Annotated in this window: 14 protein-coding genes, 1 tRNA gene and 3 rRNA genes; 12 read left to right on the top strand and 6 right to left on the bottom strand. The window is 54.8% G+C overall.

The features are described 5' to 3' along the window. Positions 1-55: 55 nt before the first annotated feature. Positions 56-1048, top strand: coding sequence for an aspartate--ammonia ligase (gene asnA, locus L2Y28_RS22440; RefSeq protein WP_003862385.1), 993 nt, complete (start codon positions 56-58; stop codon positions 1046-1048). Here asnA and viaA read toward each other — a convergent pair whose 3' ends face one another. Together viaA and ravA are read right to left on the bottom strand one after the other, a co-directional pair. Then, positions 1049-2500 carry an ATPase RavA stimulator ViaA gene (viaA, locus tag L2Y28_RS22435; protein WP_022649870.1) on the bottom strand — a complete coding sequence of 484 codons (1452 nt, stop codon included), beginning with the start codon at positions 2498-2500 and terminating at the stop codon, positions 1049-1051. Beyond that, positions 2494-3990 (bottom strand): ATPase RavA, encoded by a 1497-nt coding sequence (gene ravA / locus L2Y28_RS22430; RefSeq protein ID WP_022649869.1) that lies wholly within the window; start codon positions 3988-3990, stop codon positions 2494-2496. The genes viaA and ravA overlap by 7 nt, the downstream gene beginning before the upstream one ends. A 222-nt stretch (positions 3991-4212) precedes the next feature. Here ravA and kup point away from each other — a divergent pair, with 222 nt between their 5' ends. The 7 genes from kup (at position 4213) to rbsR (ending at position 12598) form a co-directional block, all read left to right on the top strand. Further along, positions 4213-6081: a low affinity potassium transporter Kup gene (gene kup, locus L2Y28_RS22425; RefSeq protein WP_006808744.1), complete on the top strand. Its 1869-nt coding sequence runs from the start codon at positions 4213-4215 to the stop codon at positions 6079-6081. 662 nt (positions 6082-6743) lie between these two features. After that, positions 6744-7163 (top strand): D-ribose pyranase, encoded by a 420-nt coding sequence (rbsD, locus tag L2Y28_RS22420; protein ID WP_003862392.1) that lies wholly within the window; start codon positions 6744-6746, stop codon positions 7161-7163. A 7-nt stretch (positions 7164-7170) separates the two neighbouring features. Continuing rightward, on the top strand, positions 7171-8676 hold the full coding sequence (rbsA, locus tag L2Y28_RS22415) for a ribose ABC transporter ATP-binding protein RbsA (protein WP_022649867.1): 1506 nt from the start codon (positions 7171-7173) through the stop codon (positions 8674-8676). Positions 8677-8680: 4 nt separating this feature from the next. Then, positions 8681-9646 carry a ribose ABC transporter permease gene (gene rbsC / locus L2Y28_RS22410; RefSeq protein WP_022649866.1) on the top strand — a complete coding sequence of 322 codons (966 nt, stop codon included), beginning with the start codon at positions 8681-8683 and terminating at the stop codon, positions 9644-9646. Positions 9647-9673: 27 nt separating this feature from the next. Continuing rightward, a complete protein-coding gene (gene rbsB / locus L2Y28_RS22405; protein ID WP_003862397.1) occupies positions 9674-10564 on the top strand; it encodes a ribose ABC transporter substrate-binding protein RbsB in 891 nt (296 codons plus the stop codon). 108 nt (positions 10565-10672) lie between these two features. Beyond that, on the top strand, positions 10673-11602 hold the full coding sequence (rbsK, locus tag L2Y28_RS22400; protein ID WP_022649865.1) for a ribokinase: 930 nt from the start codon (positions 10673-10675) through the stop codon (positions 11600-11602). 3 nt (positions 11603-11605) lie between these two features. Then, entirely contained in the window at positions 11606-12598 is a 993-nt protein-coding gene (gene rbsR, locus L2Y28_RS22395; RefSeq protein WP_072202236.1) for a ribose operon transcriptional repressor RbsR, read from the top strand. On the opposite strand, the gene mdtD is transcribed toward rbsR, so the two are convergent. Both mdtD and L2Y28_RS22385 read right to left on the bottom strand, forming a co-directional pair. Next, entirely contained in the window at positions 12564-13997 is a 1434-nt protein-coding gene (mdtD, locus tag L2Y28_RS22390) for a multidrug transporter subunit MdtD (RefSeq protein ID WP_022649863.1), read from the bottom strand. The genes rbsR and mdtD overlap by 35 nt on opposite strands. Then, the gene (locus L2Y28_RS22385; protein ID WP_022649862.1) at positions 13994-14701 is read right to left on the bottom strand and encodes a FadR/GntR family transcriptional regulator; all 708 of its coding nucleotides are present in this window, start codon (positions 14699-14701) and stop codon (positions 13994-13996) included. Before L2Y28_RS22385 ends, mdtD begins: the two co-directional genes overlap by 4 nt. 452 nt (positions 14702-15153) lie before the next feature. Between L2Y28_RS22385 and L2Y28_RS22380 the strand changes: the two genes are divergently transcribed. The 4 genes from L2Y28_RS22380 (at position 15154) to rrf (ending at position 20128) form a co-directional block, all read left to right on the top strand. Continuing rightward, positions 15154-16695 (top strand): 16S ribosomal RNA (locus L2Y28_RS22380). Between the two features lie 84 nt (positions 16696-16779). Then, positions 16780-16855 (top strand) — tRNA-Glu (locus tag L2Y28_RS22375). 182 nt (positions 16856-17037) lie between these two features. Beyond that, positions 17038-19943, top strand: a 23S ribosomal RNA gene (locus tag L2Y28_RS22370). A gap of 69 nt (positions 19944-20012) precedes the next feature. Continuing rightward, positions 20013-20128 (top strand): 5S ribosomal RNA (gene rrf, locus L2Y28_RS22365). Together the 16S, 23S and 5S rRNA genes with 1 tRNA gene alongside form the textbook arrangement of a ribosomal RNA operon. A 97-nt stretch (positions 20129-20225) precedes the next feature. Here the strand turns inward: rrf and mobB are convergent. Both mobB and mobA read right to left on the bottom strand, forming a co-directional pair. Further along, on the bottom strand, positions 20226-20729 hold the full coding sequence (gene mobB / locus L2Y28_RS22360) for a molybdopterin-guanine dinucleotide biosynthesis protein MobB (RefSeq protein WP_022649861.1): 504 nt from the start codon (positions 20727-20729) through the stop codon (positions 20226-20228). Next, positions 20726-21310, bottom strand: a complete 585-nt coding sequence (mobA, locus tag L2Y28_RS22355; RefSeq protein ID WP_022649860.1) for a molybdenum cofactor guanylyltransferase MobA — start codon at positions 21308-21310, stop codon at positions 20726-20728. Before mobA ends, mobB begins: the two co-directional genes overlap by 4 nt. Positions 21311-21322: the final 12 nt, after the last annotated feature.

Raw genomic sequence — 21322 nt, 5'->3', positions numbered from 1 at the left:
TTAAGCGCCTGTTCTGTTGCTTAATCAGTATCAACAGGACGCAGGAGTATAAATAATGAAAACCGCTTACATCGCAAAACAACGCCAGATCAGTTTCGTTAAATCCCATTTTTCTCGCCAGCTGGAAGAGAAGCTTGGCCTTATTGAAGTGCAGGCGCCGATTCTGAGCCGCGTGGGTGACGGGACGCAGGATAACTTGTCTGGTTGCGAAAAAGCGGTACAGGTAAAAGTGAAAACACTGCCAGACGCCCAGTTCGAAGTGGTTCACTCCCTGGCGAAGTGGAAGCGTCAAACCCTGGGACAACACGACTTCAGCGCGGGCGAAGGGCTTTACACGCATATGAAAGCCCTTCGCCCCGATGAAGACCGCCTCTCCCCCATTCACTCTGTCTACGTTGACCAGTGGGACTGGGAGCGCGTAATGGGTGACGGCGAGCGTCACGTCGGTACGCTGAAATCTACCGTTGAGGCGATCTACGCCGGGATCAAAGCGACCGAAGCGGCCGTGAGCAAAGAGTTTGGTCTGGCACCGTTCCTGCCGGAAACGATCCACTTTGTTCACAGTCAGGAGTTGCTGAGCCGTTTCCCGGATCTGGATGCCAAAGGCCGTGAACGCGCGATCGCCAAAGAGCTGGGCGCGGTATTCCTGATCGGCATTGGCGGGAAATTGTCTGATGGTAAACGTCACGACGTCCGTGCGCCGGATTACGATGACTGGAGCACCGTGGGCGAGAGCGAATATGCCGGTCTGAACGGCGATATTCTGGTCTGGAACCCGGTTCTGGAAGATGCGTTTGAACTCTCTTCGATGGGGATCCGCGTGGATGCTGAAGCACTGAAGCGTCAGCTGGCCGTGACCGGTGATGAAGATCGTCTGCAACTGGAATGGCACCAGGCGCTGCTGCGCGGTGAAATGCCACAGACCATCGGCGGTGGTATTGGCCAGTCTCGTCTGACCATGCTGCTGTTGCAACTGTCCCATATCGGTCAGGTGCAGTGTGGGGTCTGGCCGCAGCAGGTACGTGAGAGCGTCGGTTCTCTTCTTTAATTAACGTCGCCAGCGTCTGAGCAGGCGGCTACGCAACCCGGTATCAAAGCGCCAGATGTGATCGAAGATGCGCATGATGCCGGGTTTTCCATGTGCAGACATCGCCACGGCATGGAAACGGTGCTGGTGCACGCGCTGCATCTCCTTCACTTTATTCACGACGTCGTCCGGCAGCCGCTGGGCAATAAAATCGGAAATCACCACCGCATCCGCGTCGTACCAGTCTCCGCCCTGCATGCGCTCAATGATGCTGCGAAAACAGCTGGCCAGATCGGTGCCGCCGCGAAAGCGCTGGCTTAAAAAGCGGATCGCCTGCTCCAGCCCCTGTGGGCTGGTCAGTTCATACCCCACCACTTCGCTGGAAAATAACATGATGTAGCAGCGACGACGATCGGCGAGCGCCACGCGCATCAGAGCCAGGCAGAACGCTTTTGCACACTGCTCGTTAAATCCACCCATCGATCCGGACGTATCTACGCAAACAATGAATGGACCGCGCGGTTGCTCATCAAAGTCCTGATGCACCACCGGGCGCTGGCTGATTTTTTCGCGCCAGGCTTCGCCATGCAACCGATAGGTAAGAAGCTGTTTTTCCACCAGACGGCGATAAAACTCATACTCCAGTTCGGTCATTCCCAGCGTGCTGAGTTCCGTAGGCAACAGGCGCAGGATATCATCGCTTTGCTGTAAGCCGTCCACCTGCTCCGGTACGGTGGAGGGCTCGCGTACCAGCGTACGAAAGGTTTCCATCGGCGCATCTTTCTTTGGAATTGACCTGGCCTCCCGGGATCGACCAAGCTGTTCTGCAAGCTTCATCAGCTCCGGCTGTTGTGCCAGAAAGTCGCCGTACTTCACGATCAACTGATAATCGCCACGTTTTAACTGACCGGCACTCATATCCCAGAGTCGACCGGCGGCGTTTTCATTCTCCACCAGCACCTGTTCTAGCTGGCCGCTTAACGTCATCCGCTCCTGAACTTCGCTTAACAGCTGTTCGCGCTCTTCGTCCAGCAACTGCTGGTTGAGAGAGGTGGCCTGAACGACAAGACTGAGCCGCCAGCGCTGTAAAAACAGCGTATGCAGGGCGGGAGTAAAGCTGGGGTTGTCCGTGACCAGCGCTCTGGCCTGGCTGGCAAACGGGGAGTGAACGTTATCTAGCAGCGTCAGGGTTTGCTGTAGCTGGGCAATAAACTGCGGCGTTGAAAGCCGCTGGCACTGCTGGTAACCAGCCACTTCCTCTGTCAGTTCCGGCGGGACTTCCGTCTCCTTAAACCGCTGGCGCAGATTATCGCGCCAGCGGGGAAGATCGTCCGTCATTGCTTTTCTGAGCTTCGGAAATTTTTCAAAGAAGGCCGCCAGCTGCGGTGAAGCGAGCAGGGTAATGACGACCTCTTCGATCAACCCTTCCTCGCTAACCGCCAGCATGACGTTAAGCGTGTCCAGCGTTAGCATTGACGCGCCTGTTTAATCTGCGCGCTGACATCCTGCAAGCTGGCTTCAATGCGACCTAACCAGTCGCTATGGATAAAGAGGCATTTCTGCTGCTCGCTGAAGCGCGTGTGCTGCTGATGCCATTCGTTATCCAGCGCTTCGAGCTGCTGTTTGATCTCCTCCGGAAGACTGTCAGAGGCCGTGCCCGGCAGCGCCAGGCGCGATCCCTGAAGGCTGACGTCGCGGATCACAAGGTGCTGGCTGCTGTCGACTTCCATCGACAGCGGCTGTGCAAAGCCGATACCGTTGAGTTTACCGCGGATCTCGCCGCCCTTATCCAGCCACTGAACCAGCGCAACGCGTTCGATCGTCACGTGCACCACCTGCATATCATGAAGCTTCAGCGGCTGCTGAAGAAGAAGCGTGAGCGAGGCGTCAGTCAGCTCGGCTGGCAGTTCATAGTGCGGTTTACGGGCAAACATCCCGCCAAGACGGTTCACCTTCAGCGCGGTTTTGTCACTTTGCTGCTGCTGAAGCTGAAGACGACGTTGGGCAATCGCCCCCAGTTGATTAAGCATGGATTGCTGACCCCACGCGTGCCCGGTCATCAAAACGTCCAGCTGCTGCTGCATCAGATTCATCCCTTCTGCGTCGTGCCACAGACAGTCTTTCAGCAGGATTAGGTCGATGGGGGCGACAGCATCGCGGCCGCTGAACAGGGCGCTTGCCTGAAGCAGACGAATGGCTTTTTTCCAGCGACGGTCGGAGACGTACGGCGCGGAGGGCAATAAATCAAGCTGCTGGCGCAGCATGAAGATCAGCTCAAAGACGGCATCGGGCAGCTTAATTTTGCCTATCTCTTCCTGCCACTGGTCATACTCTTCGTCCGTGACCTGTAATGATGGTGCCACCGGATTTTCGTTTTCGTCCTGCTGGCTTACCAACATTGAGCGGAAGTTCGATTTGTCCTGGACTTTATCCAGCCACAGGCGGATCAGCATGCGGTCATACAGTGCTTCCAGGCTGCTGTCGGCTTCGGGAAGTTCGTTAGACGCGGCCACCAGCAACCGCATGGGGATCTTCTCTTCGCTCGCGCCGTTGCGGAAGCGGCGTTCGTTGATTGCCGTCAGCAGGGTATTCAGAATGGCCGGGCCGGCTTTCCAGATCTCATCAAGAAAGACGATTTCCGCTTCCGGGAGATAGCCCGCCGTCAGACGTTCATAGCGTCCCTCATCTTTTAACGCCTGAATGGAGAGCGGGCCGAAAACTTCTTCCGGCGTGGAGAAACGCGTCATCAAATACTCGAATGCACGAGCGTTCTGGAAAGCGAATTTGAGGCGGCGTGCGATCAGACTTTTGGCAATGCCCGGCGGACCCAGCAGAAACACGCTTTCCCCGCTCAGCGCCGCCAGTAAACAGAGGCGAATGGCGTGGCTACGCTCGTAAAGGCCTTTCTCCAGCGCACTGCTGAGGCGGGAAATTCTTTCTGCTAATAAATGTGAGTGAGCCATAATAGTTTTGCATCCTTTCGCCGTCGTGGCGGCTAATTGAAGCGAGTATAGACGTTTCGGTCTGGCCTAGTAATAGGCTGAAGTGCGGCGCTATTTTCTTTGCGCTACATTAATGCGGCTGCATTTAGGGGTACGATTTTGCATTGAATCGTGCATACTGTGCGCTTTTTGTGGGCCAAGGGACTAAGCACACATTTGTTATTCAAACGAAAAGACTAGTCTATGAGCACTGATAATAAGCAATCATTACCCGCAGTAACGCTTGCAGCGATCGGGGTTGTCTACGGTGATATCGGCACCAGCCCGCTTTATACGCTTCGTGAATGTTTGTCCGGTCAGTTTGGTTTTGGTGTAGAGCGTGACGCCGTATTTGGTTTCCTCTCGCTCATCTTCTGGCTGCTGATCCTGGTGGTCTCCCTTAAGTATCTCTCTTTCGTTATGCGGGCTGATAACGCGGGCGAGGGCGGTATTCTGACCCTGATGTCCCTTGCTGGGCGCAATACGTCTGCAAGAATGACCTCCGTGCTGGTCATCATTGGCCTGATTGGCGGCAGCTTCTTCTATGGGGAAGTCGTGATTACGCCAGCGATTTCGGTGATGTCGGCCATAGAGGGGCTGGAGATTGTCGCGCCTCAGCTTGATACGTGGGTGGTGCCACTCGCTATTATCGTGCTGACGTTGCTGTTTGCTATACAAAAACACGGTACCGGGCTGGTGGGTAAGCTGTTCGCGCCTATTATGCTGGCCTGGTTCCTGATCCTGGCGGCGCTGGGCTTACGCAGTATTATTGCCAACCCGGATGTCCTGCACGCGCTGAACCCAATGTGGGCGGTGCATTTCTTCCTGGAATATAAAGTGGTGTCGTTTGTGGCGCTGGGCGCGGTAGTGCTTTCCATTACCGGTGTTGAAGCGCTGTATGCAGATATGGGCCACTTCGGGAAACTCCCAATTCGCGTCGCCTGGTTTAGCGTTGTTCTGCCTTCACTGGTGCTGAATTACTTCGGCCAGGGCGCGCTGCTGCTTGCCCATCCTGAAGCGATTAAAAACCCGTTCTTCCTGCTGGCGCCGGACTGGGCGCTGGTTCCGATGCTGATCCTGGCGACGCTGGCGACGGTCATTGCCTCTCAGGCTGTTATTTCCGGCGTATTCTCCCTGACGCGTCAGGCCGTGCGTTTGGGTTATCTCTCCCCAATGCGCATTATCCATACCTCTGAGATGGAGTCAGGCCAGATCTACATTCCGTTCGTCAACTGGCTGCTCTATTTCGCGGTGGTGATTGTTATCGTCAGCTTCGAGCACTCCAGTAACCTGGCGGCGGCGTACGGTATCGCGGTAACCGGAACGATGGTGTTGACCTCTATTCTCTCCACCACCGTGGCGTACCGTAACTGGCACTGGAATAAGTTCCTGGTGGGGCTGATCCTGGTTGGCTTCCTCTGTATCGACGTACCGCTGTTCTCTGCGAACCTCGATAAGATTGTCTCCGGTGGCTGGCTGCCGCTGACGCTGGGTCTGGTGATGTTCATCGTGATGACGACGTGGAAGAGCGAACGTTTCCGCCTGCTGCGTCGTATGCATGAGCACGGTAATTCTCTGGAGGCGATGATCGCCTCGCTGGAGAAATCCCCGCCGGTGCGTGTGCCGGGTACGGCGGTGTATATGTCTCGTGCGCTGAACGTGATCCCGTTTGCGCTGATGCATAACCTTAAGCACAACAAAGTGCTGCACGAGCGCGTGATCCTGCTGACGCTGCGTACCGAAGATGCGCCGTATGTTCACAACGTGCGACGCGTACAGATTGAGCAGCTGTCGCCAACCTTCTGGCGCGTGGTGGCAAGCTACGGCTGGCGCGAAACGCCGAATGTGGAAGAGGTATTCCACCGCTGCGGTCTGGAAGGGTTGAGCTGCCGCATGATGGAGACATCGTTCTTTATGTCCCACGAGTCGCTGATCATCGGCAAGCGCCCATGGTATCTGCGTCTGCGCGGTAAGCTGTATCTCATCCTGCAACGTAACGCCCTGCGTGCGCCTGACCAGTTTGAGATCCCGCCCAATCGCGTGATTGAGCTGGGGACGCAGGTCGAGATTTAATTCTCAGTGCGGCCTGATGCCCTCACCCAGCCCCTCTCCCACAGGGCTGAGGGATCCCCAGTAATTTTTTTATGCAGAAGCAATAAAGTTGCTTTCTAAATGACTGAGGGCTGTCAGCGATGCCCTGGTCCGGCTGTAAATCGCTGAGGCGTTTCCTGCAGGCCGGGGCGAGGCGCAGGGATGCGCCGAGAGGGCGGCTTTACAGGGACGTTGCCTCCGCCCGTACCCGATAAGCCGGAAGGAATAAGCCGAGGGCACCGCGAAGCGGCGATTTACCGCCGGGAGCCCGGGTCGCCAGGGTGGTGGCGACTGAGCCACCCTGGCACGTTCACCGGTCATGTCGTTACAGAGTAGCAAGGAACATAAAGTGAACGGAATGACCACCACCGCCGTATGTTCCCCTCACCCTAACCCTCTCCCCGGAGGGGCGAGGGGATTGCTCAGTGCTCGCATTAATTTGTGGGGAACCCTCAGCCCACAGGGAGAGGGCGCAAACATAAAAAACGGTAAGCTGACGGTTACCGTTTTGCATTTACCTCCTTTGCATTTCACTTAGCGAAACGTTTCGACGCCGATCACAAATCCGTTACGTCATGATGGTTTTCTGAACACTTCTGCGGCTACACTGTTTTTAGCGAAACGTTTCGCTAGTGGAGCAAAAAATGAAGAAAGGCACAGTACTCAACTCAGAAATATCATCGGTGATTTCCCGTCTTGGGCATACCGATACGCTGGTGGTTTGCGATGCAGGCTTACCGGTTCCGCGCAGCACAACCCGTATCGATATGGCGTTAACGCAGGGCGTACCCTCGTTCATGCAGGTACTGGAAGTCGTGACGGCGGAGATGCAGGTTGAGGCGGCCATTCTCGCGGCGGAAATCAAACAACATAATCCGCAACTCCACGAAACGTTGCTCAGCCACATTGAGCAACTGCAACAGCACCAGGGAAACACCATAGAAATTCGTTACACAACGCACGAGCAGTTCAAACAACAAACCGCAGACAGTCAGGCGGTGATTCGCAGCGGGGAGTGTTCCCCGTATGCGAATATCATTCTCTGTGCTGGCGTCACCTTCTGAGGCCATCATGGACGCATTACTGCAACTCAAAGGGATCGATAAGTCGTTCCCGGGCGTTAAAGCCCTCTCCGGCGCGGCGCTGAACGTCTATTCCGGGCGCGTAATGGCGCTGGTGGGCGAAAACGGCGCCGGTAAATCCACCATGATGAAAGTGCTGACCGGGATCTATCAACGCGATGCCGGTTCGCTGCTGTGGCTGGGTAAAGAGACCACCTTCAACGGCCCGAAATCCTCTCAGGAAGCGGGCATTGGCATCATCCACCAGGAGCTGAACCTGATCCCGCAGCTCACCATTGCGGAGAACATCTTCCTCGGCCGTGAGTTCGTGAACCGGTTTGGCAAAATCGACTGGAAAACCATGTATGCCGAAGCGGACAAACTGCTGGCGAAGCTGAATCTGCGCTTTAAGAGCGACCGACTGGTGGGCGACCTTTCCATCGGCGATCAGCAGATGGTGGAGATCGCGAAGGTGCTGAGCTTCGAGTCGAAGGTCATCATTATGGATGAACCGACCGACGCCCTGACCGATACCGAAACCGAATCCCTGTTCCGCGTGATCCGTGAGTTGAAATCCCAGGGGCGCGGCATTGTCTATATCTCTCACCGCATGAAAGAAATTTTCGAGATCTGCGACGACGTCACCGTCTTCCGCGACGGGCAGTTCATTGCCGAGCGTGAAGTGGCCACGCTGACCGAAGATTCGCTGATTGAAATGATGGTGGGACGTAAGCTCGAAGACCAGTATCCGCGTCTGGACAAAGCGCCAGGAGAGATCCGCCTGAAGGTGGATAACCTCTGCGGGCCGGGTGTGGATGACGTCTCCTTTACCCTGCGCAAGGGCGAGATCCTTGGCGTCGCGGGCCTGATGGGCGCGGGACGTACCGAACTGATGAAAGTGCTCTATGGCGCACTGCCGCGCACCAGCGGCTACGTTACCCTTGACGGCCATGAGGTGGTCACCCGCTCGCCGCAGGATGGCCTGGCGAACGGCATTGTCTATATCTCCGAAGACCGTAAGCGTGACGGCTTAGTGCTGGGCATGTCGGTAAAAGAGAACATGTCCCTGACCGCGCTACGCTATTTCAGCCGCAGCGGCGGCAGCCTGAAACACAAAGATGAGCAGCAGGCGGTCAGCGATTTTATCCGTCTCTTTAACGTTAAAACCCCATCGATGGAGCAGGCGATTGGCCTGTTGTCCGGCGGTAATCAGCAGAAAGTGGCGATTGCCCGCGGGTTGATGACGCGCCCGAAAGTACTGATCCTCGATGAGCCAACTCGCGGCGTTGACGTGGGCGCGAAAAAAGAGATCTATCAGCTGATTAACCAGTTCAAGGCCGACGGTCTGAGCATCATTCTGGTCTCTTCCGAGATGCCAGAAGTATTAGGCATGAGCGATCGCATTATCGTCATGCATGAAGGGCATCTCGGTGGTGAATTCACTCGCGAGCAGGCCACCCAGGAAGTTCTGATGGCTGCCGCTGTGGGCAAGCTTAATCGCGTGAATCAGGAGTAAGAAGATGACTACCCAGGCTGTTTCTGGTCGCCGCTATTTCACAAAGGCATGGCTGATGGAACAAAAATCGCTGATTGCCCTGCTGGTGCTGATCGCGATTGTCTCGACCATGAGCCCGAACTTTTTTACCGTCAATAACCTGTTCAACATTCTTCAGCAGACCTCCGTCAACGCCATTATGGCGGTGGGGATGACGCTGGTGATTTTGACCTCGGGTATCGATCTGTCCGTCGGTTCCCTGCTGGCGCTCACCGGTGCGATTGCCGCGTCGATTGTCGGTATTGAGGTCAACGCGCTGGTGGCCGTTGCTGCTGCGCTGGCGGCAGGTGCGGCAATTGGCGCGGTAACCGGCGTGATTGTGGCAAAAGGCCGCGTACAGGCGTTTATTGCCACGCTGGTGATGATGCTGCTGCTGCGCGGCGTCACCATGGTGTACACCAACGGTAGCCCGGTGAATACCGGCTTTACCGAAAACGCCGATCTATTTGGTTGGTTTGGTATCGGACGCCCTCTGGGTATCCCGACGCCAGTCTGGATCATGGCTATCGTCTTCCTGGCGGCATGGTACATGCTGCATCATACCCGTCTGGGTCGTTATATTTATGCGCTGGGCGGTAACGAATCGGCAACGCGTCTGTCCGGTATTAGCGTCAACAAAGTTAAAATTATCGTTTACTCCCTGTGCGGTCTGCTGGCATCTCTGGCGGGCATCATCGAAGTGGCGCGCCTCTCTTCCGCGCAGCCAACGGCGGGTACGGGCTATGAGCTGGATGCCATCGCGGCAGTGGTTCTGGGTGGTACGAGCCTTGCGGGCGGTAAAGGTCGCATTGTTGGGACATTGATCGGCGCACTGATCCTCGGTTTCCTGAATAATGGTTTGAATTTGTTAGGTGTTTCCTCCTATTACCAGATGATCGTTAAGGCAGTGGTGATTTTGCTGGCGGTACTGGTAGACAACAAAAAACAGTAACTGACGACACTACAGGACATCTTAGATATGAACATGAAAAAACTGGCTACCCTGGTTTCTGCTGTCGCGCTGAGCGCAACCGTAAGTGCTAACGCCATGGCGAAGGACACCATCGCGCTGGTTGTCTCTACCCTGAACAACCCGTTCTTCGTCTCCCTGAAGGATGGCGCGCAGAAAGAAGCAGACAAACTGGGTTACAACCTGGTGGTGCTGGATTCTCAGAACAACCCGGCGAAAGAGCTGGCTAACGTTCAGGACTTAACCGTTCGTGGTACCAAAATCCTGCTGATCAACCCAACCGATTCCGACGCGGTCGGTAACGCCGTGAAGATGGCAAACCAGGCGAAGATCCCGGTAATCACCCTGGACCGTCAGGCGACCAAAGGCGACGTTGTTAGCCATATTGCGTCTGATAACGTACTGGGCGGCAAAATCGCCGGTGACTACATCGCGAAGAAAGCAGGTGAAGGCGCGAAAGTGATCGAGTTGCAGGGTATCGCCGGGACTTCCGCGGCCCGTGAACGTGGTGAAGGTTTCCAGCAGGCTGTAGCGGCGCACAAATTTAACGTGCTGGCGAGCCAGCCGGCAGACTTCGACCGTACAAAGGGTCTGAACGTCATGCAGAACCTGCTGACCGCGCATCCTGATGTGCAGGCGGTATTTGCACAGAACGACGAAATGGCGCTCGGTGCGCTGCGTGCGCTCCAGACTGCGGGTAAATCAGATGTGATGGTTGTCGGATTTGACGGCACGCCGGATGGTGAAAAAGCAGTAAATGATGGCAAACTGGCTGCGACCATTGCTCAGCTGCCTGAGCAGATTGGCGCGACTGGCGTGCAAACTGCCGATAAAGTGCTGAAGGGCGAAAAAGTTCAGGCCAAATATCCTGTTGACCTGAAACTGGTCATTAAGCAGTAAAAGCGATTCAGGCAGTCGCTGGCTGCCTGAGGGACACCAAATAAAAGAAAAGTGTGGCATACGCCACCGGGTAATACCGGTGGCGCTCTCAGATGGACACCTTAATACATGAAAACCGCAGGCAACCTCGTCGTCCTTGGCAGTATCAATGCCGATCACATTCTTAACCTTGAAACGTTCCCCACTCCGGGCGAAACCGTCACCGGCAATCAGTATCAGGTCGCGTTCGGCGGTAAGGGTGCAAACCAGGCAGTTGCCGCCGGACGCAGCGGGGCAAATATCGCGTTTATCGCCTGTACGGGTGATGACGATACCGGCGAGCGCGTACGCAAACAGCTGGCAAGCGACAAAATCGACATCGCACCCGTCAGCGTGGTTGCAGGGGAATCTACCGGCGTGGCGCTGATTTTTGTCAATGCGGAAGGTGAGAATGTCATCGGTATTCATGCGGGGGCTAATGCCGCGTTAACGACTGAACGCGTCGAAGCGCAGCGTGGGATCATCGCCGGAGCGGAAGCTCTGCTGATGCAGCTAGAGTCACCGGTTGAAAGCGTGCTGGCCGCTGCGAAAATTGCGCATGAAAATCATACGTCTGTCGTACTTAACCCGGCGCCTGCCCGTGTATTATCAGACGAGCTGCTGGCGCTGGTGGATATCATCACCCCGAACGAAACCGAAGCGGAAAAGCTGACGGGTATCCGTGTCGAAAATGATGACGATGCCGCGCGTGCCGCGCTTGCGCTGCATGATAAAGGCATCGGCACCGTGATCATCACCCTCGGCAGCCGTGGGGTGTGGGCTAGCGTCAATGGCGAAGGCCGTCGCGTACCGGGCTTTAAGGTCAAAGCCATTGATACCATCGCCGCAGGTGACACCTTCAACGGTGCGCTGGTAACGGCGCTGCTGGAAGGAAAAGCAATGGATGACGCGATTCGCTTCGCGCATGCCGCCGCCGCGATTGCGGTGACGCGTAAAGGCGCTCAGCCTTCTGTTCCATGGCGTAAAGAGATTGATGAATTCTTAAGTCAGCAGGGGTAACGCTTGGCCACAATGAAAGATGTCGCCCGTATGGCGGGCGTTTCTACCTCGACTGTCTCCCACGTTATCAATAAGGATCGCTTCGTCAGCGAGGCGATTCGGGAGAAAGTTGACGCTGCAATTAAAGAACTCAACTATGCGCCGTCTGCGCTGGCCCGCAGCCTGAAGCTTAACCAGACGCGCACCATCGGCATGCTGATCACCGCCAGTACCAACCCTTTTTATTCTGAACTGGTGCGCGGCGTGGAGCGCAGCTGCTTCGAGCGCGGCTACAGCCTGGTGCTGTGCAATACCGAAGGCGATGAGCAGCGCATGAACCGAAACCTGGAGACGCTGATGCAAAAACGCGTCGACGGGCTGCTGCTGCTCTGTACCGAAACGCATCAACCCTCGAAAGAGATTATCCAGCGCTACCCTTCTATTCCTACGGTCATGATGGACTGGGCGCCGTTCGACGGCACCAGCGATCTGATCCAGGATAACTCGCTGCTGGGTGGCGATATGGCGACTCAGCATTTGATCGACAAAGGTCATACCCGCATTGCCTGTATTACCGGCCCGCTGGATAAAACCCCGGCGCGCTTGCGTCTGGAAGGCTATCTTTCGGCCATGGAACGGGCGGGGCTTGCCATTCCTGATGGCTATCGCATCACCGGCGATTTCGAATTTAATGGTGGATTTGAAGCTATGCAGAAACTGCTGGCGCAAGAGCCGCGCCCGCAGGCGGTGTTTATCGGTAACGATGCGATGGCATTCGGAGCTTATCAGGCGTTGTATCAGGCGGGATTACGTGTTCCGGACGACATGGCGATCGTCGGTTATGATGATATCGAACTGGCGCGCTACATGACGCCGCCGCTGACCACCATTCATCAGCCGAAGGATGAACTGGGTGAGCTGGCCATCGATGTGTTGATCCACCGCATGGCTCAGCCCACGCTGCAACAGCAACGTTTGCAGCTTACTCCTGTTCTGATGGAACGCGGTTCGGTTTAGCCTTATCTTTATGACGCTCTTTAATCAGGTTCCGGCCGTCTTTTGGTTTTAACAACATAAAGACCACCGCCGATACCACGGTAAGCGCGCCCATGGTGATAAAGGTATAGTGGAACTGCTCAACGGTATTTGTACCGTCAAACCCTTCATAAAACCGCAGTACCGCCGCGCTCACGGCAACCCCGAGGCTGATCGACAGCTGTTGAGTGACCGCCAGTACGCTGTTGCCGCTGCTGGCATTCTCGTCGGTGAGGTCCCCAAGGGTGATGGTGTTCATCGACGTAAACTGCGTCGACATGGCCATACCCAGCACAAACAGCGGCAGGATCAGCATCCAGATGGGTAACGCCGCAGATTGCAGGGAGAACTGCGCAATCATCAATCCAATAAATATCGTCACGCCAACCAGCGTCTTACGATAGCCAAACCAGCGCAGCACCTGCGTGACCGTCGATTTTGCCAGAATTGAGCCCATCGCTGTGGGGGCCATCATGCAGCCAGCAATCAGGGCCGGATAGCCGAAACCGACCTGGAGCATCAGCGGCATCAGGAACGGTACGCAGCCCGTGCCCAGACGCGAGGCAATATTGCCCGCGATCCCGACGGAAAACGTTCGGGTGTTAAACAGAGATAAAGAGATAAGCGGTGTCGGATGGCGACGCGCATGACGGATATATAGAAGGAACAGCAGAATACCGCTAAGAATAATGGCCAGCGCCAGCCACGTCGCTACGATTTTCTCGCCAAACAGCTCCATCCCGCTGGAGAACAGGACCAGGCTCAGGCCAAACAGGAAGAAGCCGCCCATATCGAAGCTGCGTCGTGGTGTGGTGAAGTTCGGCATATATTTGCGGGCATAGATTAGCCCTGCCACACCAATCGGAATATTAATCAGGAAGATCCAGTGCCAGCTTGCCCAGGTCACCAGTACGCCGCCGAGAACCGGGCCAAGTATCGGGCCGACCAGCCCCGGCATAGTCACAAAGTTGAGCACCGGGAGCAGTTCGCTGCGCGGATAGGCGCGCAATAACGCCAGACGCGCGACGGGCATCATCATCGCGCCGCCTATCCCCTGTAGAACGCGGAAGATAACCAGTTCCGTCAGAGAGGTAGAAAGGGCGCAAGCCAGAGAACCGAGGGTGAACAGCGTCACCGCCAGCATAAACACTTTGCGCGTGCCGAAACGATCGGCCAGCCAGCCGCTGACCGGAATGAGCATCGCCACCGTCAGGGTATAACTGATGATGGCGGATTGCATCGCCAGTGGGGAGCGGTTAAGGCTTTGGGCTATTGCGGGAAGGGCGGTATTGAGGATAGTGGCATCCAGTGCCTGCATAAAGAACGCCATGGCTGCAATCCACGGCAATCCGGCCATACTGCGTGCTTTTTTCTCTGTCATTTATTTACCTGCTGGTGGGTTGGCGCGGCCAGCAACGCCTGGCACGCACTCAGGGCTCGCTGCCCCTCGCTTTCCTGAATGGCATCGACTATCGCCTGATGCAGATCCAGCTTCACCACCTCATCCTGTGTGATAGAGGCAAAGTAAGTGTGGTACACAGAATGGAATAAAGAAGCAAAGGAGGTCAGGAAAGGATTTCCGCTCATATTATAGATATGTTCATGCCAGGCCATATCGACCTCTATCCAGCGCTCGCGGTTAAAGTGCTTTTTCAGATCCACCATCTCTTCCATAAAAGTATTGAGCTGCGCTTTTTGCTCTGCTGTGCCGAGCGTGGCGGCAAGCAGACAGGCCTGAGGCTCAAGACTGCTGCGCATGACCAGAAAGTGATCGACGACCTGATTAAAGTTATCTTCGGTCATCCACCAGGTGAGTAACTCCTGATCGAGAAAGTTCCAGTTCCCCTGAGGCATAACGCGGGTGCCAATGCGCGGGCGTGGAAGCACCATCCCTTTCGCCGTTAATGTTTTTACCGCTTCGCGAACGGCGGTACGGCTTACACCAAACTGATCCCCCAGCTCCATCTCGCTGGGCAGGATGCTACCTGGGGCATATTTACCCGCTAAGATCAGCTGAGCCAGCTTTTCTGCCAGCACATAGGACAGGTTTTTTTGAGCTGCCAGCTGTTGTGCGCTTAATGGCATCGCTTTTATTCCTTAAATATTGATGCGGCTAATTATGCCATCTCAGGGGTGATTGTGGTTGCAGATACATCAATTAGAACAATTTGTAGCTTGATCTCATCGCTTTTGGTGAAAAAAAACACGGTCAGAAACTTTTTTTAAATTACCTCTTGTCACTTCAGAAGAACTCCCTATAATGCGCCTCCACTGACACGGAACAACGGCACGCAAGCCGCCGGGTCAGCAGAGAAAAGCAAAATAAACGCTTGACTCTGAAGCGGGAAAGCGTAATATGCACACCCCGCGCCGCAGCGAAAACGTAGCGGCACTGCTCTTTAACAATTTATCAGACAATCTGTGTGGGCACTCAAAGTGACATGGATTCTTAACGTCCTCGGACGAAAAATGAATACCAAGTCTCTGAGTGAACATACGTAATTCATTACGAAGTTTAATTCACGAGCATCAAACTTAAATTGAAGAGTTTGATCATGGCTCAGATTGAACGCTGGCGGCAGGCCTAACACATGCAAGTCGAACGGTAACAGGAAGCAGCTTGCTGCTTCGCTGACGAGTGGCGGACGGGTGAGTAATGTCTGGGAAACTGCCTGATGGAGGGGGATAACTACTGGAAACGGTAGCTAATACCGCATAACGTCGCAAGACCAAAGAGGGGGACCTTCGGGCCTCTTGCCATCGGATGTGCCCAGATGGGATTAGCTAGTAGGTGGGGTAACGGCTCACCTAGGCGACGATCCCTAGCTGGTCTGAGAGGATGACCAGCCACACTGGAACTGAGACACGGTCCAGACTCCTACGGGAGGCAGCAGTGGGGAATATTGCACAATGGGCGCAAGCCTGATGCAGCCATGCCGCGTGTATGAAGAAGGCCTTCGGGTTGTAAAGTACTTTCAGCGGGGAGGAAGGCGACAGGGTTAATAACCCTGTCGATTGACGTTACCCGCAGAAGAAGCACCGGCTAACTCCGTGCCAGCAGCCGCGGTAATACGGAGGGTGCAAGCGTTAATCGGAATTACTGGGCGTAAAGCGCACGCAGGCGGTCTGTCAAGTCGGATGTGAAATCCCCGGGCTCAACCTGGGAACTGCATTCGAAACTGGCAGGCTAGAGTCTTGTAGAGGGGGGTAGAATTCCAGGTGTAGCGGTGAAATGCGTAGAGATCTGGAGGAATACCGGTGGCGAAGGCGGCCCCCTGGACAAAGACTGACGCTCAGGTGCGAAAGCGTGGGGAGCAAACAGGATTAGATACCCTGGTAGTCCACGCCGTAAACGATGTCGACTTGGAGGTTGTGCCCTTGAGGCGTGGCTTCCGGAGCTAACGCGTTAAGTCGACCGCCTGGGGAGTACGGCCGCAAGGTTAAAACTCAAATGAATTGACGGGGGCCCGCACAAGCGGTGGAGCATGTGGTTTAATTCGATGCAACGCGAAGAACCTTACCTACTCTTGACATCCAGAGAACTTAGCAGAGATGCTTTGGTGCCTTCGGGAACTCTGAGACAGGTGCTGCATGGCTGTCGTCAGCTCGTGTTGTGAAATGTTGGGTTAAGTCCCGCAACGAGCGCAACCCTTATCCTTTGTTGCCAGCGGTTAGGCCGGGAACTCAAAGGAGACTGCCAGTGATAAACTGGAGGAAGGTGGGGATGACGTCAAGTCATCATGGCCCTTACGAGTAGGGCTACACACGTGCTACAATGGCGCATACAAAGAGAAGCGACCTCGCGAGAGCAAGCGGACCTCATAAAGTGCGTCGTAGTCCGGATTGGAGTCTGCAACTCGACTCCATGAAGTCGGAATCGCTAGTAATCGTGGATCAGAATGCCACGGTGAATACGTTCCCGGGCCTTGTACACACCGCCCGTCACACCATGGGAGTGGGTTGCAAAAGAAGTAGGTAGCTTAACCTTCGGGAGGGCGCTTACCACTTTGTGATTCATGACTGGGGTGAAGTCGTAACAAGGTAACCGTAGGGGAACCTGCGGTTGGATCACCTCCTTACCTTAAAGAACCTGCCTTTGCAGTGCTCACACAGATTGTCTGATGAAAAGTAAATAGCAAGGCGTCTTGCGATTGAGACTGTACGTCCCCTTCGTCTAGAGGCCCAGGACACCGCCCTTTCACGGCGGTAACAGGGGTTCGAATCCCCTAGGGGACGCCACTTGCTGGTTCGTGAGTGAAAGTCACCTGCCGTCATATCTCAAAACTGACTTGCGAGTCATGTTTGAGATATTTGCTCTTTAAAAATCTGGATCAAGCTGAAAATTGAAACGACACACAGCTCATGTGTGTTCGAGTCTCTCAAATTTTCGCAATCGGAAGTGAAACATCTTCGGGTTGTGAGGTTAAGCGACTAAGCGTACACGGTGGATGCCCTGGCAGTCAGAGGCGATGAAGGACGTGCTAATCTGCGAAAAGCGCCGGCGAGGTGATATGAACCTTTGACCCGGCGATGTCCGAATGGGGAAACCCAGTGCAATTCGTTGCACTATCGTTAACTGAATACATAGGTTAACGAGGCGAACCGGGGGAACTGAAACATCTAAGTACCCCGAGGAAAAGAAATCAACCGAGATTCCCCCAGTAGCGGCGAGCGAACGGGGAGCAGCCCGGAGTCTGAATCAGCTTGTGTGTTAGTGGAACGGTCTGGAAAGTCCGACGGTACAGGGTGATAGTCCCGTACACGAAAGCACACTTGCTGTGAACTCGAAGAGTAGGGCGGGACACGTGGTATCCTGTCTGAATATGGGGGGACCATCCTCCAAGGCTAAATACTCCTGACTGACCGATAGTGAACCAGTACCGTGAGGGAAAGGCGAAAAGAACCCCGGCGAGGGGAGTGAAAAAGAACCTGAAACCGTGTACGTACAAGCAGTGGGAGCCTCTTTATGGGGTGACTGCGTACCTTTTGTATAATGGGTCAGCGACTTATATTCTGTAGCAAGGTTAACCGTATAGGGGAGCCGAAGGGAAACCGAGTCTTAACTGGGCGTTAAGTTGCAGGGTATAGACCCGAAACCCGGTGATCTAGCCATGGGCAGGTTGAAGGTTGGGTAACACTAACTGGAGGACCGAACCGACTAATGTTGAAAAATTAGCGGATGACCTGTGGCTGGGGGTGAAAGGCCAATCAAACCGGGAGATAGCTGGTTCTCCCCGAAAGCTATTTAGGTAGCGCCTCGTGAACTCATCTTCGGGGGTAGAGCACTGTTTCGGCTAGGGGGCCATCCCGGCTTACCAACCCGATGCAAACTACGAATACCGAAGAATGTTATCACGGGAGACACACGGCGGGTGCTAACGTCCGTCGTGAAGAGGGAAACAACCCAGACCGCCAGCTAAGGTCCCAAAGTCATGGTTAAGTGGGAAACGATGTGGGAAGGCACAGACAGCCAGGATGTTGGCTTAGAAGCAGCCATCATTTAAAGAAAGCGTAATAGCTCACTGGTCGAGTCGGCCTGCGCGGAAGATGTAACGGGGCTAAACCATGCACCGAAGCTGCGGCAGCGACGCTTAGGCGTTGTTGGGTAGGGGAGCGTTCTGTAAGCCGTTGAAGGTGTGCTGTGAGGCATGCTGGAGGTATCAGAAGTGCGAATGCTGACATAAGTAACGATAAAGCGGGTGAAAAGCCCGCTCGCCGGAAGACCAAGGGTTCCTGTCCAACGTTAATCGGGGCAGGGTGAGTCGACCCCTAAGGCGAGGCCGAAAGGCGTAGTCGATGGGAAACAGGTTAATATTCCTGTACTTGGTGTTACTGCGAAGGGGGGACGGAGAAGGCTATGTCAGCCGGGCGACGGTTGTCCCGGTTTAAGCATGTAGGCGGAGGTTCCAGGTAAATCCGGTACCTTATTAACGCTGAGGTGTGATGACGAGGCACTACGGTGCTGAAGTGATAAATGCCCTGCTTCCAGGAAAAGCCTCTAAGCATCAGGTAACACGAAATCGTACCCCAAACCGACACAGGTGGTCAGGTAGAGAATACCAAGGCGCTTGAGAGAACTCGGGTGAAGGAACTAGGCAAAATGGTGCCGTAACTTCGGGAGAAGGCACGCTGATATGTAGGTGAAGTCCCTGCGGACGGAGCTGAAATCAGTCGAAGATACCAGCTGGCTGCAACTGTTTATTAAAAACACAGCACTGTGCAAACACGAAAGTGGACGTATACGGTGTGACGCCTGCCCGGTGCCGGAAGGTTAATTGATGGGGTTAGCGGCAACGCGAAGCTCTTGATCGAAGCCCCGGTAAACGGCGGCCGTAACTATAACGGTCCTAAGGTAGCGAAATTCCTTGTCGGGTAAGTTCCGACCTGCACGAATGGCGTAATGATGGCCAGGCTGTCTCCACCCGAGACTCAGTGAAATTGAACTCGCTGTGAAGATGCAGTGTACCCGCGGCAAGACGGAAAGACCCCGTGAACCTTTACTATAGCTTGACACTGAACACTGGTCCTTGATGTGTAGGATAGGTGGGAGGCTTTGAAGCGTGGACGCCAGTCTGCGTGGAGCCAACCTTGAAATACCACCCTTTAATGGCTGGTGTTCTAACGTAGACCCGTAATCCGGGTTGCGGACAGTGTCTGGTGGGTAGTTTGACTGGGGCGGTCTCCTCCCAAAGAGTAACGGAGGAGCACGAAGGTTGGCTAATCCTGGTCGGACATCAGGAGGTTAGTGCAATGGCATAAGCCAGCTTGACTGCGAGCGTGACGGCGCGAGCAGGTGCGAAAGCAGGTCATAGTGATCCGGTGGTTCTGAATGGAAGGGCCATCGCTCAACGGATAAAAGGTACTCCGGGGATAACAGGCTGATACCGCCCAAGAGTTCATATCGACGGCGGTGTTTGGCACCTCGATGTCGGCTCATCACATCCTGGGGCTGAAGTAGGTCCCAAGGGTATGGCTGTTCGCCATTTAAAGTGGTACGCGAGCTGGGTTTAGAACGTCGTGAGACAGTTCGGTCCCTATCTGCCGTGGGCGCTGGAGAATTGAGGGGGGCTGCTCCTAGTACGAGAGGACCGGAGTGGACGCATCACTGGTGTTCGGGTTGTCATGCCAATGGCACTGCCCGGTAGCTAAATGCGGAAGAGATAAGTGCTGAAAGCATCTAAGCACGAAACTTGCCCCGAGATGAGTTCTCCCTGAGACTTTAAGTCTCCTGAAGGAACGTTGAAGACGACGACGTTGATAGGTCGGGTGTGTAAGCGCAGCGATGCGTTGAGCTAACCGATACTAATGAACCGTGAGGCTTAACCTTACAACGCCGAAGCTGTTTCGGCGAAGAGACAGACACGATTTTCAGCCTGATACAGATTAACAGAATTTGCCTGGCGGCTTTAGCGCGGTGGTCCCACCTGACCCCATGCCGAACTCAGAAGTGAAACGCCGTAGCGCCGATGGTAGTGTGGGGTCTCCCCATGTGAGAGTAGGGAACTGCCAGGCATCAAACAAGTGAAGAGGCCATCCGGAAGGATGGCCTTTTTGCGTTTGTTTGCTGAAAAACGGCAGGCCGGGTAAGGCGAAGCCATCACCCGGCAACTCAGACTGCACACCACGCCAAAATAAACTCTGCAATCCCCTCCACATTATTCAAATCCAGAACCGGTACTTCCAGCGTCAACGCAGCGTCACTGGCCACAGCAATCACATGTTCATCCAGCGTTAACTCACTTACATCATGCCCGGCACCGTTTCTGAACAGCAGGATCTTCGCAACAGCCTCGTGCTTAAACCCCTCAACCAGCACCAGATCCAGCGTGGAATGATCCATCCGGCTGACAAGATAAGCGAGATCCAGCGGTGCTTCATCCGGAGTTTCTGTCATTAACGCCCAGCGCTGGTTACTCGCCACCATCGTTTGTGCAGCGCCAGCCTTACGCAGCTCATAGCTATCTTTCCCCGGCTTATCGACATCCATGTTATGGTGCGTGTGCTTAATCAATCCGGGACGAATACCTTTAGCGCAAAGTGCAGGTATCAGCTTTTTTAGCAGCGTAGTCTTCCCGGTGCCGCTCCAGGCAGAGATCGCTAATACGGGTATCATTTCTTCTCCTGCATCATCTGCAAATCTTCCGTCGTGTTTACATTCACAAACGCCGATTTCATGTCGCTGAAATCAACGGAATGCCCTCCCGACTGGCGCATAAATACCATGACGCGTCGCTCTCCTGCGGCCAGGTAATCTTCCAGCGCAGATATTAACGAGCGATTAATCAATGCGATCGTCGGATGGTCGCGTTCGCCGTCGTGTACCCAGACGACGGGAGCACCCTCGCACCGCTGCACCAGACGTTCAACCAGACAGGACGGGATGAAGGGCGTATCACATGAACAAAAGAGAAACCACTCTCCGTGCGACTGCTGCATAACGGAAAGCATTCCCGCCAGCGGGCCGGGGTAGTCCACAAGCTTATCCTGATAAACCGGATATCCACTGCGCTGATAAATATCAACATGTCGGTTAGCGCTGATCGCCATCGACGACACCTGATTTGCCAGGGTATCAGCAACATGCTGCCATAAGGGGGTGTTGTTCAGGAGCTGAAGACCTTTATCTTTTCCGCCCATTCGCGTTGCCCTGCCTCCGGCAAGAACGACCCCGATGATTTCCTGGCATTGATTCACGAATATCGCCTC

The sequence above is a fragment of the Enterobacter sp. JH25 genome (genome assembly GCF_021725435.1).
Taxonomy (GTDB): Bacteria; Pseudomonadota; Gammaproteobacteria; order Enterobacterales; family Enterobacteriaceae; genus Enterobacter; species Enterobacter intestinihominis.
Note: the sequence above shows the minus strand (reverse complement) of the source record. Positions and strands in the feature narration are given on the sequence as shown.

Excerpts from the sequence above, each read along its gene's own strand:
- asnA (WP_003862385.1), top strand. The coding sequence starts at position 56 with ATGAAAACCGCTTACATCGCAAAACAACGCCAGATCAGTTTCGTTAAA.
- mobB (WP_022649861.1), bottom strand. The coding sequence starts at position 20,729 with ATGATACCCGTATTAGCGATCTCTGCCTGGAGCGGCACCGGGAAGACT.
- rbsK (WP_022649865.1), top strand. The coding sequence starts at position 10,673 with ATGAAAACCGCAGGCAACCTCGTCGTCCTTGGCAGTATCAATGCCGAT.
- rbsB (WP_003862397.1), top strand. The coding sequence starts at position 9,674 with ATGAACATGAAAAAACTGGCTACCCTGGTTTCTGCTGTCGCGCTGAGC.
- ravA (WP_022649869.1), bottom strand. The coding sequence starts at position 3,990 with ATGGCTCACTCACATTTATTAGCAGAAAGAATTTCCCGCCTCAGCAGT.
- rbsD (WP_003862392.1), top strand. The coding sequence starts at position 6,744 with ATGAAGAAAGGCACAGTACTCAACTCAGAAATATCATCGGTGATTTCC.
- rbsA (WP_022649867.1), top strand. The coding sequence starts at position 7,171 with ATGGACGCATTACTGCAACTCAAAGGGATCGATAAGTCGTTCCCGGGC.
- L2Y28_RS22385 (WP_022649862.1), bottom strand. The coding sequence starts at position 14,701 with ATGCCATTAAGCGCACAACAGCTGGCAGCTCAAAAAAACCTGTCCTAT.
- rbsC (WP_022649866.1), top strand. The coding sequence starts at position 8,681 with ATGACTACCCAGGCTGTTTCTGGTCGCCGCTATTTCACAAAGGCATGG.
- viaA (WP_022649870.1), bottom strand. The coding sequence starts at position 2,500 with ATGCTAACGCTGGACACGCTTAACGTCATGCTGGCGGTTAGCGAGGAA.
- kup (WP_006808744.1), top strand. The coding sequence starts at position 4,213 with ATGAGCACTGATAATAAGCAATCATTACCCGCAGTAACGCTTGCAGCG.
- mdtD (WP_022649863.1), bottom strand. The coding sequence starts at position 13,997 with ATGACAGAGAAAAAAGCACGCAGTATGGCCGGATTGCCGTGGATTGCA.